We start from the raw sequence: 16,566 nt of genomic DNA, 5'->3' as shown, positions 1-16,566 counted from the left end.
CCGATCAAGAATATGCCGTAGGTTCAGGAAGGCTGCCATTCAATACATAGCGACCCAGGTCGCGCAATTTATAATCGATGGGGTCATGCAGGGTATGTACCCTGACATTGCGCCAGAACCTGTCATAGCCATAGCGTGCCGAGGTGGAACGGGCACCAGTCAGTTCAAACATTTGCGAGCTGACTTCTATACCCGCGCGGTGCGCCAGGCACTTTGCTTCTGCCACTGCAATTGCGAGTTCACCGCGGGTTTCTGCGGTGACCAAAGGCCCCTGACGAAAAGCCTTTTCCAGACTCGCTGCCGCATGGTCTGCGAGGGCAACTGCGGGGCGCAATAGCAGCCATAGTTCTCCGTAGCGGTGTTGTATGAAAGGATCGTCCGTGGCTTTATCCACACCCGCTGCAAACCATGCCCTGGCCTGCTCTTGCGTATATTGGCGGGCTGCATCAAACGCACCCAGGCCTATGCCCAGATACAGATTCGTCATGATGAGCTGGGCAACTTGCGAGCGCAGAGTGGCCTGCGCAGTGGGTAGTGTTGCTGGCGCTTGCAACACCAGATCGGCAGGCAGGAAGACATGTTCAAAATGCACATTGCCACTATCCGTCTGTTTTTGACCAAAGGCATCCCAGTCAGCTTGTACCGAGATACCTTTTTGCGTTGTTGGCACTGCGGCGATCAGGGCACTTTGATTCTGTTCATCCCAGGCCGAGATCGTCAGCCATTCCGCACCCACAGAGCCAGATGAAAAACTCTTGATGCCATTCAGGATATAGCCACCATCTGTCTTCGTCGCTGTAGTGCGCTTGTCTAGAGGGTTAAGGGCATTACCCCAGAAAAATCTTTGTTCTACCGTCGCTGCCAGCAAACGGCGTTGTTGCTGCGCATTGCCATACAGCTGTATGCCAGCGAGTTGCAAATGATGGAAAGCGAAGACATGCGCCAGCGCACTGTCGGCCTTGGCCAGCAGGCGTATGACCTGAAACACCAGCGACCAGTCCGCACCCTGGCCACCAAATTCTACCGGGATGGAGAGTGTCAGCAAGCCAGAGGCACGTATCCATTCACGCTCTTGCTGCGCATGCCCGCCTGCGCGGTCACGTTCAACGGCGGTGCTGGCCAGTTGATCAGCCAAAGCAGTGGCGATAGCCAGAGCGTCGTCTTGCTGATCTGACGAAGAAGTAGGTGTAACGCGGCTGTGGAGAGCAAAAGGCATGGCAAACCTGATATATCAAAATAATTTGAAAAATCAGTATTACATTGCTCCTTATGCGCGTACACGAACAAATCCAGCTTACCTTATGCGTTATTGACCTATGGAGAAAATCAAGATTGGATAGTTGAAATGCGCATGACGCGCAGTCTTATGATGCCTTTGAATTTTGTGCCTGTAGCAGATAATCGATGAAGACCCTGATCTTCAAGGCCAGATGTTTACCGGGTGTGTAGACAGCATAAATATTGCCCGTATAAGGCGCGCAAAATTCCCAATCAGGTAAAACAACTTCCACCTGTTTCGCGGCGATGGCAGCATGTGCTGTAAAGTCAGGAACCAGGCCTATGCCACCACCAGCGAGGGTGGCAGCAAGTATCGCTGAACTATTGTTGATGGTCAGCCGCGCCGGGATTTTTACATTGCATTGTTGCTTGCCTTTTTGCATGACCCAGTGATCACCAAAGCTGCCATAGCCAAGATAAATGCAGCGATGTGCAGTTAACTCATCTGGCTCAGTGGGGTAGCCAGACTGTTGCAGATAATCTGGCGTAGCCACCAGCACATAGCGCATCTTGCCCAGTGGCCGGGCTGCCAGACCGGGGGATAGTTCGCGAGAAATGCGTATCGCCAGATCCACACCTTCATCGATGAGGTCCAGGGTATTGTCTATCAGTGAGAGGCGCACAGACACATCGGGATAGGCATCCAGAAAACCAGGTAGCAAGGGGGCCAGCCAGACTTCACCAAATACGACTGGGGCAGTCACGCGTATCACGCCGCTGGGATGCTGGCTGTAAGTGCCTGCCAGCGCATGGGTTTCACGTGCTGCCTGCAAGATGCGCATGCTGCCTGTCAGCACCTCCTGCCCCAGTTCGGTCAGGGCAAATGAACGCGTGGTTCTTTGCATTAATCTGCCACCCATATGCGCTTCCAGCCGCGTGATATGGCGGCTGATGGCTGAGGTATTCACACCCAGTTGCCGGGCAGCCGCCGAAAAACTGCCAGTTTCCACTACCTGGGCAAAGATCGCCATTTCATTAAGCATTTCCATCACGCATGTCCTTTTATTTATGCCTGTAGAGCAATAATCATTTGTATTTTATGCGTATTGTTGAGGAGTGTCAGCTTGTCGATAATGGAAGCTATTCAATCAGAAGCAGGCGGATACGATGAACAGCAATTTGGAAAGCTCTGGAAACTCCGGCAAATGGCAAATGGTAGCGGCAATGACATTGTCCGGCACCATAGGCCTGTTCGTAATGGCCAGCGGGCAGCCAGCAATGACGGTGGTTTTATTACGCTGCCTGATTGGTGGCCTCAGCCTGCTGGCCTTGCTGTACTGGCAAGGCGGCTGGCAAAACTTGAATGCCAGTCAAGTGAAGTGGCTATTGTTAGGAGCCGTAGCCCTCATCATCAACTGGTTATGCCTGTTTTCTGCCTACAGGCTTAGCAGTATTTCAATCGCCACGGTGGTCTATCACGTGCAACCCTTCTTTTTACTGATCCTGCTGGCCATGATGCAAAGAGATGGGCAACTCTGGCGTAAACTGCCATTCCTGCTGGTGGCCTTTGCTGGCGTGGTGTTCAGTTCGGGTCTGGATATCCGGCATGATTTCCTGCGCAGTGCCGACGGACATGTTAGCCAGGCCCTGGCAGGTGCCGGGCTGGCTTTGCTGGCAGCCTTACTGTATGCCTTCGCTACCCTGGCGACGCGCAAGTTGCAAGGCATAGCCCCGGCGCAGATCGCCAGTGTGCAATTACTGCTTGGCGCCGTGGTGCTGGCGCCAATGGCAGATTTATCTGGCTGGAGCTGGCAATGGCAAAGCTGGGGCAGTTTATTGTTGCTGGGCTTTGTACATACCGGGTTGATGTATAAACTCATGTACGATGCTTTTCAAAAGCTGTCGGCCACGAATATTGCTACCTTGTCCTTTATTTATCCGCTGGTGGCTTTGCTGGTTGATGTGTGGTTTTTTTCTACGGTCTTGAGTGCCGTGCAATTGCTGGGCATGGCCATGATCTTGATCGCCGTGCTGGCAAATCAGCGTGAGTGGAATCTGCTTATGTTGATGCGAACTTTGAATTTAAGAAATGGAATCAAATGATGAAAATTCGTAAACTGGGGCAACAGGGTTTGCTCGTCTCTGAGCTTGGGCTGGGATGCATGGGCATGAGTACAGCCTATGGTGCTGCCGATGAAAATGAAAGCATAGCCACCATCCACAGGGCGCTGGAAGTGGGTTTGAATTTTTTTGATACGGCAGAACAATACGGCCCTTATGCCAACGAAGCTTTGCTGGGCAAAGCCTTGCAGGGCAGACGCAGTGAGGTCGTACTCGCCACGAAGTTCGGTTTCAAGATAGAAAACACTCAAATAACTGGCCTGGACAGCCACCCCAGACATATACGTCAGGCAGTAGAAGGTTCTTTGCAAAGACTGGGTACGGATTACATTGATCTCTTGTATCAGCACAGGGTAGATCCTGCTATCCCGATCGAAGAAGTCATAGGCTGTATGGCTGATTTGGTACAACAGGGCAAAGTGCGCTTCCTTGGTCTGTCAGAAGCAAGTGTCAATACCATACGCCGCGCACATGCTGTCCATCCCATCAGTGCATTGCAGAGTGAATATTCCTTATGGGAGCGCAATCTGGAAGACGAGATTTTGCCACTCTTGCGTGAACTGGGTATAGGCCTGGTGCCATTCAGCCCGCTGGGACGTGGATTTCTCAGCGGTAGCGCGCTACGTGCTGAAGCTTATCCTGCGACGGATTTTCGCCATCTTGATCCGCGTTTGCAGGGTGAGAATTTTGATCGCAATATGCAGGCAGCCGACCAGGTCAGGGTAATTGCCAAGACTAAAAATATCAGCGCCGCTCAATTGGCCCTGGCCTGGGTCATGCATCAGGGGCTAGACATTGTCGCCATTCCAGGCACCAAACGCGTAAAGTATCTGGAAGAAAATCTGCTGGCCAGCGAGGTAGTGCTGGATGATGTGGATAGGCAAGCCCTGGGCTTGGCCATGCAAACTGTGGCCGGTGAGCGTTACAGCAAAGAGAGAATGGCCATGGTGGACAGGTGAGCTGCACCAATGCTGAATCATATAAGACTCAGCTCTTTTGGTGAAGACAGTACTCTCATTGTCCACTTGTAGCTTGTTTATACACATACGCATCCTGATGCCAGTCTGCATGTGTGCTTGACGTTCTGTTATTCCGTGGCATGCTGCAAAAAGGGGAATAGAGCAGGGAAAACAAATGTGAAAGTGTTTTTGCGGGATTTGTGGTGCTAATATCTACGTTTTTAGTGTAACTCCTGGGTACCACGCATGAGATTTTCATGGGCAAGGGCCGCTGGGTACAGCATAATTGTGGATTGCTCTGCTATCAATACTAAAGGACGCACATGACACTCACCTGGATAAGGCAGCCTCCTGCCTCTTATCGCCTGCAACGCTTGTCAGGTATGTCATTGTTCGCCACCCTGAGTCCGCGTGAGTTGAAAATCATTGATGGCATGTTGCACGACAGGCAGTATCTTGCCAATGAAATCATCTTTGATGAAGGTGAGGAAGGGCAGGCCTTGTACATCATCCTGTCTGGGATAGTCAGTATCAACCGCAGGCGCGAGCATGGTGATGAGTTCATTGCCAATCTGACCGAGGGTAATTTTTTCGGTGACGTAGCCTTGCTGGATAATTCTCCGCGCAGCGCGCAGGCCAAGGCGGCAGAGAATTGTGAGGTCGCGGTATTTTTCCGTGCTGACTTCAGCTCTTTACTGGAAACCAATGCCGTCATCGGTTACAAAATTTCGCTGGAACTGGCTCGCCTGAATAGCCGCCGCCTGCGTGATTCCCTCGATGATGTTTCGCGTAGTGAGGCCTTGTGAACCAGCGTCAATCTGGCCCCATTGTCTGGCTATGTGTACTTGCATCGACTTGCGCGCTGCTATTTTTATTGCCCAAGGTCTTGTGGCTGCTGATACCGTTCATGTTTGCAATGATACTGTATTACATCCTCGTGCCTGCAGTGGCGCGCCTGAGCCTGCTGGGTTTGCCGCGTGAGTTGGCAGCTACTTTTGTTGGTGGTATTTTTTTTATTGCATTGGCTTTGGCACTGGCCTACATCATTAATAAATTCACTTTGCGTGCAGGATCTTTGCAAGACATGTTCGCGCATTATGTCGATGGCGGAATACGTTTCGTGCACAATTCCATGCAGACCATGGAAGAGAATTTTTCTATACTCCGTAAGGCACATGCGAGCGAATCAGTGAATGCATGGATGGCGAGTAACACCGATAATTTTGCCCAGCAATATGTCGCCAACATCCTGGTTTCCATGGCGGGAGTATTGCCGGCGGTTTTCCTGACTCCTTTTCTGACTTTCTTTTTCTTGCGTGATGGCCGCAAGTTCAAGCAATTTCTGGCACGCGCTGTGCCGAATGCTTTTTTTGAAGAAACCCTGTTTCTCATGCATGAAATTGGCCAGACTGCGCGCCGTTACTTTCAGGGCTTGTTGAAACTGACGGTAATCGATACCCTCATACTAGCGCTGGGACTGTGGTCTATAGGTATATCAGCACCATTCACACTGGCGCTGATATCCGCCATTCTCGCATGGGTGCCTTTTGTTGGTTCTGTACTGGGTTGCATCATGGTGGTACTGGTGGCGGCTACCGATGCGCCTGATACTCCCTTGCTGGCTTATGGCGCGATTACTGTTTTCATCACCGTACGTTTGCTCGACGATTTTATTTTCATGCCCATGACCCTGGGCCGTAGCCTGCACATGCATCCGCTTATTTCAGTATTGATGATTTTCGTCGGTGGCGAGCTGGCTGGTATCGCCGGCCTGATGCTGGTGTTACCTATACTGGGCATTGCCATGGTGGTGGGTGAGACAGTAGGGAGTGTCATTACCAACCCCCGTTTGCGGGCACGTCACCGCCATGCCAAAGCCTTGCGTGAGCGACAGGTCAGTTTTGACTTGAAAGACTAAAAATAGAAAAAAATGGCAGCGATGAGGCTGCCATTTTTGCTTTAAGGCTTCAGGGTTTGCCTGTGTCTGGCATTGGCTTCCACTTTGTCAGGCGCAAACCACCACGGGCGGCGTTCATCTTTTGCCCAAAGTTTGGCCATGTCATTCTGGTGCTCCTGAAAATGCCTTTCACTGACGCCACCGGCCATTGCCGCTTCTATCTTTTCATTGTCACCAAAGTCCATGATGACTTGCATGGAGGCGAAGAAGTTAGATTCGTAGGGTTTCTGAAAATCATAGACGCCACGGCTGACAGTTTCGCCACTACCCGAGCGTTCAACAGTAAAGCCACCCAGCAATTCCTGTCCCGCACCATTGCGGCGCAAGGGGCTGACAAAGCGTACGGTATGCGCCTTGCCCCAGCGCCATCGGCTTGTATCTTTACCTTGCAAGGCTTCTATCTCTGCCCGGGCGCGTGGTGCGGCAGCACGTATCACGTCGGCCAGGGTTTCACGCTTGTCCTTGGTGCGCACGTCGTCAAACCAGATGGAGTCCGGCTTGGCCAGCAGGGTATCAAAACGCTGCTGCCAGAAATACCAGGTCGATAGCATGTCTTTGGCGACATCGTCGCCCAGTTCATCACTGAAAGTACCTATCACGACTTCGCGGTACAGTGCCTGATAGACCAGCGGGGCAGCAAGGGCCGCATCGTCCCTGCCATCCCAGGCCTTGAGTATGGCAGCCAGGTCTTTGTTTGCAGTATCATTTTCCAGCGTAGCAATAAGGGCAGGGCGCAAGGCATCTGACTGCAGGTTGCGGCTGTCATGCATGAGTTTCCAGTGATCTTCCACCGTCATTTTTTGTGCCGCACCGAGTACCTGTCCTATGCGGGTATAGCGATAATTCGGCGAGACATAATTGGTGTAATACCAGGGGAAATCTTCAGGCCGGGTATCGTGGTTGGCGGTGCCCACCCAGGCACGTGCCGGGTTGAGCATGCCGGGCATCTTGTCCTTGGGAATAAAGCCTGTCCAGTCATCACTACCATCTATCGGTGGCAGGCGCGGGAAGCCGCCGTCAGCGCCTGAGCGTATCGGCACCGCACCAGTGGCACGGTGAGCGATAGTTCCCTGGTCATCACCAAAGACAAAATTGAACATCATCAAATCTATCTTCTGTACCTGATTGTCAAAGTCAGCGGCATTGGCGGCAGTCAGCATGCCCTCTATGCCGATCTGCGGTGTCAATACTTCGGCATCGGTAGAGCGCAAGACCAGCAGCTTGTCACCCTTGGGGCCAAGGCCGGGGTGATCGGTAATCACTGGCCCACGTTTGGTATAGCGTATGACCAGTGCCTGATCCCGGTAGCCACCTGTGGCGCTCTTGTCCTTGATGCGTATGTTTTCAGTGATGACCGTGAATGGCACGCTGCGGCCACCGTCCATGTAATGATCTTTGTTGGCCGGGTCCAGGCTTTCCACATACAAATCCTGCACATCGCCATAAGCATTCGTGACACCAAAAGCCACGTGTTTGTTGCGTCCCACCATAATGCCAGGCATACCGGGTATCGCTGCACCTACCGCCTGTATCTCAGGCGTAAACAAACCTACCGGGTGCCAGGTGCCAGGTAAGATACGGTTGTCCAGATGTGGGTCATTCGCCACCATGGCCTTGCCTGATTGCGAGCGCGATGGGCCAACGGCCCAATTGTTTGAACCCAGACCCTGATGATTCAAAGTCTCTGGTGCGATATTGAGATCACTCCATGCCAGGTTCAATTGTGCGAATTGTGCCTGCTGGTTTGCTGCTTGCGTAGTGGGCGCAGTCTTCCAGTCAGGATTCACAGTCAGCGGGAAAATCTCGCGTGCTTTTTCCATACCCAGATGATCAATAAGCTTTTGCGCGATGACTTCCGCCTTGAAATTGGTTGAATGGGTGTAATGGATGTAATGCACCAGCGCTACCAGGTCAGCCACCGTCCAGGCTTGTGGCACCAGACCTATGGCCTTGAGTTCTACGGGATGTTCACCGGGATAAGACTTGATATAGGCATTGATGCCATCGACATAATGCTGGAAAAAAGTCCGTGATTCAGGACTGAGTTTTTCTGCATGGCGCTCACCATTGCGGCGTATGCCCAGCACACGCATGCGTATGTCGCTGGGCACAGTCTCGGCACCCAATATGGCTGACAACTCACCACGCCAGGTAGCGCGGAATAATTCCATCTGCATCAGCCGGTTTTGTGCAGTCACAAAACCCTGGGCACGTAACAGGTCAGGTGTATTTCTGGCAAAAATATAGGGTATGCCCAGCTCATCGCGCAAGACTTTGACTGGAGCAGTCAAACCAGCCAATTGCATTTCGCCATCGATTTGTGGATGGCCGGAACTGCGCAGTTTCAGATATCCGACCGTTGCGCCCACAACCAGTACTACCGCCAGACCTATGGTCGTGCGTTTCAATATTTTATTCATCTTGTCTCCATCTGGGTCAGTCTTTGGCCTGCCCATTGTTATATTTGTTTGCCTTTTTTAAGCAAGGCTCTCATCATTTCGCAAGCTGCTAGCGCAGTCAAGCAATAATCACTTTGCAAGGGCTTTTGCTGCAAAGCGAAATTATTTGATCTTGTATTGGGTCTTGTATCCAGCCTAAAGCTTGGACTACACTCCATAGTCAAGAAAGATTTGAATCTGGAGTAGTCTATGAACATCAGCCAGTTTGCAGGACTCTGTGAAGTATCGACCGACACCGTGCGCTATTACGAAAAACAGGGCATCATCAAGCCCGCCCCGCGTCAGGGTAATGGTTACCGCAAATATGTTGATGCCGATGTACAAACCCTGCGCTTTGTCCGTGGTGCGCAGGCATTGGGATTTTCTCTGGCGGAAATACAAAACATTTTGCCGCGTCTGGCAGAGGGCAAGTTTGGCCGTGCCGATATAGAGCAGCAATTAATGAACAAGATGGCACAGATAGACGCGCACATGCGTCAGTTGAAAACCCTTAAAAAAGAATTACAGGCGACCTTTGCCTTGCTGACTTGCAAACCTGATTTGCCAGTCACGACCACACAAAGCACCGCCACCGATAGCGGCAGCGGTGCTGGTGCGGCAATCGCAAAGCAGGCCTTCAAAAAACCTGTCACAAAAGGGCGTTAAGCTTTTTGTTCCTTGAAATCCATGCCTACAAATATGCGTCTGGCATTTCCCCTTTCTGTATCGTGATGTTGCATGCGCCTCTCGGCCTTGCTGTCACGTTCTTTGGCAGCATGCAATTCTTCCAGTTTGCTGCTTAGCAGTTGCGCGGCCAGGCGCTTGTTGGCGTGCTGGCTGCGCTCAGTCTGTACCTTGACTGAAATGCCTGTTGCAATATGCGTGGCGCGTATGGCACTGTCAGTCTTGTTGACATGCTGGCCGCCGGGGCCGGATGCTCGTGTAGCTTCATAACGTATTTCACTCTCCGGCATGGTGCTGCCAGCCTGAAATACTTTGCAACCCAAAAACCAGTTTTTGCGTTTATGGCCCAGCCGGTAAGGGCTATTGCAGATCCATAGCAGGCTGCCTTCCCACGCCTGCGCCAGATTTTGCGCGGCATCTTCATTTTTATCAGCTGTCAATTCCAGCAAGGCAGAGCGCAGGCTGCCAGCATACGGGCCATCGACTTGTTCAATGATGCGCGCAGTGACACCTGCTTTGGCCGCTTCTTTATTGAAGACTTGCAAAGCCTTGGCAACAGCCAGACAACATTCTGCCGGGCCGGTATTCGCGGTGATTTGTAGATGCAGCATCAGCAGCACTCCCCACGTGTTTTGTAGGTTAGCAGGGGTTTGCTGCGGGCGATGACGGTGACCAGATCGGCACCCAGCAAGCAATCAAGTACGCTATCAAGATTTTTGTAGGCTTGCGGTGCCTCTTCATAAATCAGGGCACGGTCAGCACAAATCACGCGACTGCCAAATTCTGTGCGGCTCAATTGATCTGGTGTCGCCAGTTTAAACAATCTGTCCTTGCAATCAGTACGCTGCCATTTGCGACCTGCACCATGCGCCAGTGAATGCAAACTGGCTACGCCATTCTCTATTTTTGGTTGCAGCAGATAGCTGTAATCACCGCGTGAACCCGGCAACATCACCATGCCCTGATCACTGGGGCTGGCACCTTTGCGATGCAACCACAAACTCTTGCCATCCGCTTTTACAGGGGTAACGAGATTGTGATGCACGTCGAGTATCAATTCGCCACGGCAACGCAGGCGGCGCAAGATACGTGCGGCGATCATGGCGCGGTTCAATGCGGCATACGCCAGCGCGGCATCATGCTTGCGCAGGTAGTCTGTCGCTGCTTTGCTGTCAATTGCGAGACCAGCGTGGCTATGCGCATCGACATGCTGACGCAAGATGAATTGCCCGAGACCACGCGAGCCGCTATGCACCAGTAATTGCACACGTTTCGCATGCAAGTTTGCTGCGTCGTAGCTGCTTGCATCATCAACTCTGTCAGTGATTTGCAATTCAGCAAAGTGATTGCCACCACCGATAGTGCCGAGTGAGCGCATTTGCAGTAAATCCAGTCCCGCTGCCAGCAAGCCATCTGCGATGGCCTGTTTTTTTACTGCCAGATCAGGATCTAGGCTGAGCAATTGCTGCCATTCATCTTCATCGACAGGTTCATCAAGATTGCCGATTTGCTTGTCGAGTTTGTCCAGCTTGACCTTGTTGATCGCCAGGTCAGTCTGGTACAGGCTCATGCCGCAGCCTATGTCGTTGCCAACCAGGGCAGGGTAGAAATGGTCTTGTGATAAAAATGCGGCACCCACAGGGTAGCCACGACCCGGGTGTAAATCAGGCAGGCCTACTACGCTGACCATATGTGTTAATTGTGCTGTGGTTTTGAGTTGCTGTATCGCGCTGTCTTCAAGCCACAAGCGGTCTGAAGCGATCACAGATACGCGCTCAGACAATTGCTGAATAAAATTGCCCATAGAGGAATTCCAAATAATATTTTTTAGGAATTGGGCACTGGTATAGACGTATCAAATCACCAGCAGATGCTGAAAAGATGAAGGCTAAGATGAAATGCTTGCAGACGCGTACGCTGTATCAACAGAACGATGAAATATACGCTATGAAATACGCGCGCTTAAATACGAATTAATGCAGGCAGTAGAAAACCAGACCCAATGAAGGAGAGAGGTTTGGTAGTAGTCGCATGTTTATCTCCTTTCAGATGATGTTGGTTGAGGTGAGGGTTTGATAGTAGCTGATGGATTTTGGTTTTGGCAAGGAATTTTTTACATTTGTATTTCTGCATTTGTACCTTGGCTATGCCTTAAATCCAGCGAAAGCCAGCGCGTAACATATTGCAACTTCATTTATTCTTTCGCTACCAAGCGACTAGAATCAAAATTTGAAGTAAAGATTTTCCACTTTCTTTGCCGTCATCGGGAATAAAAATGAGCCAGTCGAATCAGGAAAACAAATTGAGCGAAGATGATCTGCACGAGCTGGAACTGGACAAGAAGTTTGCAGAGCATATCAAAAAACTCAACGAGACTGAGACCATCAGTTATGTCGATGAGCAAGGTTATCTGGTCAGGCGTACTCCTGATGGTGTCATCACGCGTGTGCATGATGTACCGGTAGAAAAGTCGTAACATGAGTGAGCGCCCCATCGCCCTGTTTTATGGCGGCACGAATGGTTCGGGCAAATCCACTTTGCGCGAAATCGACTCAGGCAGCAAGATCAGCAAACACATAGACCCCGATGCCATCGCCCGCGTCATGAACCCTCAAGACCCGCGTGCTGTTGATGTCGCCGCAGGCCGTGAAGCAATACACCAGTTCAAGCAAGCTCTGGCAGCAAAGACGTCTTTTACGATGGAAACCACGCTTACCGGCAATGGCATACTCAGACGTATGGAAGAAGCCAAAGCTGCAGGCTTTCAGGTGCAATTGCGTTACGTAGGACTAAACAATGCCGATGTCAATGTAGAGCGGGTAGCCAACCGTGTCGCAAAAGGTGGTCATCATATTGATGAAGATGTGATCCGCAGGCGATATACGGAAAGCCAGGAAAACCTGGTCAGGGCCGTCGCAATTTGTGACAAGACCCTGATACGTGACAATTCTGGCGCGATGCCAGTTACCTATCTGAAAATTGAAAATAATCAAATTACAAAACTGACAGATAAAGAAGCGCCAAACTGGATTAAATCGATAGAGACTAAAATTGTGGCAGGAATGCAAGCCAGCCAGACTCAATCAAAGTCAATAGAAAAAGGGAACGAAATTGCTGCAATTCCCGTGACAGCCATAGAAAGCTCAGAAACCTCAGAAAAATCAGAAAAATCGATTGCAATTGTCAATCACGGTACCAATGTACTGTCAGTGCAAGATAGTCCTTCGAATCGAATGATTGCCGCTGTCAACGAATCGACCAAATTGGATAGATCAAAACCATGAAGTGATGGCATTGAAATAAGATTGTGATCATTCTGCTTGTCTCTTCTTGCTTGTTGTCATCCGATTCCGCTTTTTGCCGTTATAGGTAGATGTGCCTGTTTTTAAGACCGCGTGCAGACGCTTGCTTTTAGTTAAGACATCTCTGAAGCATGCCAGCATGGTAATGGCTGATGCCCTCATAGGGGGCAAACATATCCTCAGCAATAATGGGAGAAAATATGAAATTTGATTTGCTAAAACACACATCGGCTGGCACCATCCTCGGTCTTGCTGCGTGCCTGGTAGTAACGGCATGCGGCGGCGGTTCTTCGTCCAGCCCGGTGACCACCCCCGTTGTCACCACGCCAGATGTGCTTAATCCACCTGGCCCCGGGCATTTCGATACTGCCACATTTATCAAAACCATCAGCCTTGCTGATGTGACTGCTGCCTTGCCAAAAGAAGTGACGGCAGTGATCAAGCCCTTGTATGCAGTTGATACCTACAAGATTACCTATACCACGACGGACACCGGTGGCCGCAGTGTGGTGGCCTCTGGTCTGGCGGCTATCCCGCGCAAGACGGGTAGCCTGGCCAGCCCGGTACTCAGTTACCAGCATGCAACCATCAAAACCAATGCTGAGGCACCGAGCAACCATGCCACTGCAGATGAACCGGCAGTGCTGTTCGCCTCCATGGGTTATCTGGTCAGTGCTACTGATTATGTCGGCTATGGTGTGTCCAGGGGGCTGCCACATCCTTATCTGCTGGCAACACCGACTGCTCTTTCAGTGGCTGATTTCATGACGGCCACTGCGCGCTGGCGGCAGACGCAATCCATTGCTGACAATGGCCAGATGTTTTTAACCGGTTATTCAGAAGGCGCGTACGCGAGCATGGCAACGCTGCGTTACCTGACACAAAACAGGGCAGGTGCTTTGCCTGTCAGCACCTATATTGGTGCCGGGCCTTACGATGTAGTGCTGACGCTGAACGCGATGCTTGATGCGGTACGCAAAGAGAACCCTATTGTCGGCGCACTCATCAGCCCCGGTTTCTTGAAAAAACTCGGTGCGAATGACAGGGCAAATGTGCGTAATCTCTTGTTGTCGTCTGCATTGGGCAGCAATAGCGATATCGTATTTGACCCTGCTTTTCTCGACAATTTCCTCAACGATGATGATGCTGCCATCATCGCGCAAAGTAATGTAAATGACTGGACACCGCAATCACCTATCTCATTTTTCCATGGCCGTGATGACACGACCGTGCCTTATGGGAATACTGATTCCGCCTTCCAGGCCATGACCAGACGCGGCGCAGGCACACTGCTGGACCGCATGGATTGCCCGGTCAAACCGGCAGAGCATATCCCCTGTGTACCGGCTTTCCTCATCAATGATATTACTCGCCTGGGGACTCTGGCTAAAGGACTATAAGCCAGTCATTCGTGCGTAAAGTCATGCGTGAAGTGAAGACACTTCACGCATGAAATACAAGATGCTGATGAAATAAATCAGCGGCCTGTTTCTTTCAGATAATCTGCACGTGCAGCCAGTGCGGTGTCGGCAAAATCAGAGAACATGCCATCAATCCCGAGACGGAAGAATTGCAGGTATTCTGCCTTGGGGTCACCATTGTAGTTGGCTGCCAGGCGGCGCTTTTCATTACGGAAAGTGTAAGGATGTACCAGCAGGCCAGCCTTGTGTGCATCGCTGATCAGGCTGGTTGGTGCCAGGGTAGTGGCATCAGTTTCATTGATCTTGCCATCGCCATTCACATCGACCAGTTTGCCGTCGGCACCCACGGTACCCTTGACGCTGACGATGTAACGTTTCCAAGGGCCTATGCCATCGGCATAAGTCTTGATCTCGGCCAGGCCTGCAGGTGTCACCATGTCGCTGAACAGGCGCTTGTCACCCGCCAGGGCCCAGTCATAAGGGCGGTCGTAAGGTGCGGCAAAAGTCAGTGCACCAGTTTTAAGATCAACATCATCTGCATCGATCAATTGCACCAGCTTGACGTTCAAACCTTTCCTGCGCATTTCTTTCAGGCTGCCTGGTTCAAACGACTGCACGAAAATAGGTGCAGTCTTATCATTCCAGCCTGCTTTGGTGATGAGGTCTATCAGCTTGTCTTCCAGCGGCAAACCAAGTGCGCGGTGATAGCTGGGGTTCTTGGTTTCAGGATAGACTGCAATCGTGCGGCCGGTCTCTTTGCTCTTGGCTTTGACCAAATCGATGATCTCCTGGAAGCTGACGATTTTATACAAGCCATTGTATTGCTGCGGGCGTTCAGCATCGGTGGAGATGCCACCCAGTGTCTTGATTTCTGCAAACGTAAAATCGCTGGCAAACCAGCCGGTTTGGGTTTCGCCATCGACGTCTATGGTTTTTTTTCTGGAAGCAAATTCAGGGTGTTTATCGACATCGGTGCTGTAGGCCAGGTTAGGATCATGGCGCGCAATCAGTACACCATCTTTGGTCGAAATCAGGTCGGGTTCTATCGCATCTGCACCCAGGTCAATCGCTTTCACGTAGGCTTCATAAGTCTCTTCTGGCAAATAGCCGGATGCACCACGGTGCGCAACCACCAAAGGTTTGTCGCCATTCAGGGTAGGTAAAGGCTGCAGGCTATTGCCACCGCAGGCGCTGAGCAAGACCAGCAGGGAAGATGCCAATAGATATTCTGGAGTGCGTGTAGGTTGCATGAGCGTCTCTCGGTAAAAAAGAGCGACGATATAAGTTGTGTATGACGATGTAATGACAGAGTTACAATTGTTACACTTGTCTGAAAAATATTTTTTGCTCGGTTTTGCGATGCTATGATGAGCGCCGATATGCGCATTTCTGTACTTGGTTCCAGTTGAAATAGCCAGATTTTCAAGGGGGTAATCATGCATCACGGCAAAGTATCTGCAGAAATCGCAGCAGGTTTATTGGTATTGAAAGAAAGCATCAAGGAGGCAGAAATACCTTCCTCCAAGCTGGATGAGACCATCAATATCGCCACCTGGAATATCCGCGAATTTGGCCGGAAATCCCGCAATGAAGCATCAATCCATTACATCGCAGAAATCCTCGGTCAATTTGATCTGATCGCCATAGTTGAATTGCGCAATAATCTCGAAGACCTGGGCAAGGTCATGACTTACCTCGGCGACTCATGGCGCGTAGTGTATTCAGACTGGTCAGATGACCGCGGTGGCAATGATGAACGCACCGCTTTTCTATATGACAGAAGGGCTGTGACACATACTGGTCTCGCCGCTGAAGTAGAGGCTCAAAGGGTAAAGGAAGGTGATGAATGGGTCACCAAAGAATCTTACTGGCGCGCACCATACCTGTGTTCATTCAGGGCCGGTAACTTTGATTTTTTGGCGCTGGCCCTGCATGCCAGGTGGGGTGACAGCACCGCCGCACGCCGTGATGAATTACAGCGCTTCAGCAACTGGATCAAGCGCCGCTTTGAGAGTAAATATGTAGAAGACCATGACCTCATCGTGTTTGGCGATTTTAATACGCCGACCATCAAGGATGAATTGTTTGCAGCCCTGGTAGATTGTGGCTTGCAGATACCCAAGCCACTGGTGCAATTAAAAGCAGGCAAGCGCAACATAGGCGGGTCTAATCTGAAGGGCAATGCGCGTTATGACCAGATACTGCATTTGCCTACCGTGCCTGAGAATTTTACCAATGCAGGCGGGGTGGTCGATTTTTTTGTCGATGAGGCCAATATCGCCAGACTATATCCAGGCAAGAATTACACATTGCAGCAATTCAGCTACCAGATGTCTGACCATTTCCCGGTCTGGATACAGATCAAGACCGACATCGAAGGTTTTCGCTTGAATCAAATTATTCAGGCAAAATCGAAGTGAGTTGCTGCAAGCTTTGCCGCTGCTCAGTAAAGTTTGTGTTCACAGT

Annotated in this window: 15 protein-coding genes; 9 read left to right on the top strand and 6 right to left on the bottom strand. The window is 51.0% G+C overall.

Annotated features, from left to right (window positions below; genetic code table 11):
* Window positions 1-4: 4 nt before the first annotated feature.
* Both ACO0LI_RS27395 and ACO0LI_RS27390 read right to left on the bottom strand, forming a co-directional pair.
* Entirely contained in the window at window positions 5-1,216 is a 1,212-nt protein-coding gene (locus ACO0LI_RS27395; RefSeq protein ID WP_423036709.1) for an acyl-CoA dehydrogenase family protein, read from the bottom strand.
* 148 nt (window positions 1,217-1,364) lie between these two features.
* Window positions 1,365-2,267, bottom strand: a complete 903-nt coding sequence (locus tag ACO0LI_RS27390; RefSeq protein WP_423036707.1) for a LysR family transcriptional regulator — start codon at window positions 2,265-2,267, stop codon at window positions 1,365-1,367.
* Window positions 2,268-2,385: 118 nt separating this feature from the next.
* Here ACO0LI_RS27390 and ACO0LI_RS27385 point away from each other — a divergent pair, with 118 nt between their 5' ends.
* From ACO0LI_RS27385 to ACO0LI_RS27370, 4 genes are all read left to right on the top strand, one after another.
* Window positions 2,386-3,321: a DMT family transporter gene (locus ACO0LI_RS27385; protein ID WP_423036705.1), complete on the top strand. Its 936-nt coding sequence runs from the start codon at window positions 2,386-2,388 to the stop codon at window positions 3,319-3,321.
* Complete coding sequence (locus ACO0LI_RS27380; protein ID WP_423036703.1) at window positions 3,318-4,298, top strand: aldo/keto reductase; 981 nt, start codon at window positions 3,318-3,320, stop codon at window positions 4,296-4,298. Before ACO0LI_RS27385 ends, ACO0LI_RS27380 begins: the two co-directional genes overlap by 4 nt.
* Before the next feature lie 323 nt (window positions 4,299-4,621).
* Window positions 4,622-5,104 (top strand): cyclic nucleotide-binding domain-containing protein, encoded by a 483-nt coding sequence (locus ACO0LI_RS27375; protein WP_423036701.1) that lies wholly within the window; start codon window positions 4,622-4,624, stop codon window positions 5,102-5,104.
* Window positions 5,101-6,216: an AI-2E family transporter gene (locus tag ACO0LI_RS27370; RefSeq protein ID WP_423036699.1), complete on the top strand. Its 1,116-nt coding sequence runs from the start codon at window positions 5,101-5,103 to the stop codon at window positions 6,214-6,216. Before ACO0LI_RS27375 ends, ACO0LI_RS27370 begins: the two co-directional genes overlap by 4 nt.
* Before the next feature lie 41 nt (window positions 6,217-6,257).
* Here the strand turns inward: ACO0LI_RS27370 and ACO0LI_RS27365 are convergent, their stop codons facing one another.
* Complete coding sequence (locus ACO0LI_RS27365; protein ID WP_423036697.1) at window positions 6,258-8,675, bottom strand: penicillin acylase family protein; 2,418 nt, start codon at window positions 8,673-8,675, stop codon at window positions 6,258-6,260.
* A gap of 228 nt (window positions 8,676-8,903) precedes the next feature.
* On the opposite strand from ACO0LI_RS27365, the gene ACO0LI_RS27360 reads away from it, so the two are divergent.
* The gene (locus ACO0LI_RS27360; protein ID WP_422953552.1) at window positions 8,904-9,359 is read left to right on the top strand and encodes a MerR family transcriptional regulator; all 456 of its coding nucleotides are present in this window, start codon (window positions 8,904-8,906) and stop codon (window positions 9,357-9,359) included.
* On the opposite strand, the gene prfH is transcribed toward ACO0LI_RS27360, so the two are convergent.
* Both prfH and ACO0LI_RS27350 read right to left on the bottom strand, forming a co-directional pair.
* The gene (gene prfH, locus ACO0LI_RS27355) at window positions 9,356-9,988 is read right to left on the bottom strand and encodes a peptide chain release factor H (protein ID WP_422953553.1); all 633 of its coding nucleotides are present in this window, start codon (window positions 9,986-9,988) and stop codon (window positions 9,356-9,358) included. The genes ACO0LI_RS27360 and prfH overlap by 4 nt on opposite strands.
* Complete coding sequence (locus tag ACO0LI_RS27350) at window positions 9,988-11,181, bottom strand: RNA ligase RtcB family protein (RefSeq protein ID WP_423036695.1); 1,194 nt, start codon at window positions 11,179-11,181, stop codon at window positions 9,988-9,990. The genes prfH and ACO0LI_RS27350 overlap by 1 nt, the downstream gene beginning before the upstream one ends.
* Before the next feature lie 471 nt (window positions 11,182-11,652).
* On the opposite strand from ACO0LI_RS27350, the gene ACO0LI_RS27345 reads away from it, so the two are divergent.
* The 3 genes from ACO0LI_RS27345 (at window position 11,653) to ACO0LI_RS27335 (ending at window position 14,079) form a co-directional block, all read left to right on the top strand.
* Window positions 11,653-11,853: a hypothetical protein gene (locus tag ACO0LI_RS27345; protein ID WP_422953555.1), complete on the top strand. Its 201-nt coding sequence runs from the start codon at window positions 11,653-11,655 to the stop codon at window positions 11,851-11,853.
* Between the two features lies 1 nt (window position 11,854).
* On the top strand, window positions 11,855-12,661 hold the full coding sequence (locus ACO0LI_RS27340; protein ID WP_423036693.1) for a zeta toxin family protein: 807 nt from the start codon (window positions 11,855-11,857) through the stop codon (window positions 12,659-12,661).
* 218 nt (window positions 12,662-12,879) lie between these two features.
* Window positions 12,880-14,079, top strand: a complete 1,200-nt coding sequence (locus tag ACO0LI_RS27335) for an alpha/beta hydrolase family protein (RefSeq protein ID WP_423036691.1) — start codon at window positions 12,880-12,882, stop codon at window positions 14,077-14,079.
* 77 nt (window positions 14,080-14,156) lie between these two features.
* Here ACO0LI_RS27335 and ACO0LI_RS27330 read toward each other — a convergent pair whose 3' ends face one another.
* Window positions 14,157-15,350, bottom strand: a complete 1,194-nt coding sequence (locus ACO0LI_RS27330) for a glycerophosphodiester phosphodiesterase (RefSeq protein ID WP_423036689.1) — start codon at window positions 15,348-15,350, stop codon at window positions 14,157-14,159.
* A gap of 186 nt (window positions 15,351-15,536) precedes the next feature.
* Between ACO0LI_RS27330 and ACO0LI_RS27325 the strand changes: the two genes are divergently transcribed.
* Window positions 15,537-16,520: an endonuclease/exonuclease/phosphatase family protein gene (locus tag ACO0LI_RS27325; RefSeq protein WP_423036687.1), complete on the top strand. Its 984-nt coding sequence runs from the start codon at window positions 15,537-15,539 to the stop codon at window positions 16,518-16,520.
* Window positions 16,521-16,566: the final 46 nt, after the last annotated feature.

The sequence above is a fragment of the Undibacterium sp. Tian12W genome (genome assembly GCF_049339405.1).
Taxonomy (GTDB): domain Bacteria; phylum Pseudomonadota; class Gammaproteobacteria; order Burkholderiales; family Burkholderiaceae_D; genus Undibacterium.
This window is presented reverse-complemented; position numbering and strand designations above follow the sequence as displayed.

Coding starts and splice junctions, on each gene's coding strand:
- ACO0LI_RS27395 (WP_423036709.1), bottom strand. CDS start 1,216: ATGCCTTTTGCTCTCCACAGCCGCGTTACACCTACTTCTTCGTCAGAT.
- ACO0LI_RS27390 (WP_423036707.1), bottom strand. CDS start 2,267: ATGGAAATGCTTAATGAAATGGCGATCTTTGCCCAGGTAGTGGAAACT.
- ACO0LI_RS27385 (WP_423036705.1), top strand. CDS start 2,386: ATGAACAGCAATTTGGAAAGCTCTGGAAACTCCGGCAAATGGCAAATG.
- ACO0LI_RS27380 (WP_423036703.1), top strand. CDS start 3,318: ATGATGAAAATTCGTAAACTGGGGCAACAGGGTTTGCTCGTCTCTGAG.
- ACO0LI_RS27375 (WP_423036701.1), top strand. CDS start 4,622: ATGACACTCACCTGGATAAGGCAGCCTCCTGCCTCTTATCGCCTGCAA.
- ACO0LI_RS27365 (WP_423036697.1), bottom strand. CDS start 8,675: ATGAATAAAATATTGAAACGCACGACCATAGGTCTGGCGGTAGTACTG.
- ACO0LI_RS27360 (WP_422953552.1), top strand. CDS start 8,904: ATGAACATCAGCCAGTTTGCAGGACTCTGTGAAGTATCGACCGACACC.
- prfH (WP_422953553.1), bottom strand. CDS start 9,988: ATGCTGCATCTACAAATCACCGCGAATACCGGCCCGGCAGAATGTTGT.
- ACO0LI_RS27350 (WP_423036695.1), bottom strand. CDS start 11,181: ATGGGCAATTTTATTCAGCAATTGTCTGAGCGCGTATCTGTGATCGCT.
- ACO0LI_RS27345 (WP_422953555.1), top strand. CDS start 11,653: ATGAGCCAGTCGAATCAGGAAAACAAATTGAGCGAAGATGATCTGCAC.
- ACO0LI_RS27340 (WP_423036693.1), top strand. CDS start 11,855: ATGAGTGAGCGCCCCATCGCCCTGTTTTATGGCGGCACGAATGGTTCG.
- ACO0LI_RS27335 (WP_423036691.1), top strand. CDS start 12,880: ATGAAATTTGATTTGCTAAAACACACATCGGCTGGCACCATCCTCGGT.
- ACO0LI_RS27330 (WP_423036689.1), bottom strand. CDS start 15,350: ATGCAACCTACACGCACTCCAGAATATCTATTGGCATCTTCCCTGCTG.
- ACO0LI_RS27325 (WP_423036687.1), top strand. CDS start 15,537: ATGCATCACGGCAAAGTATCTGCAGAAATCGCAGCAGGTTTATTGGTA.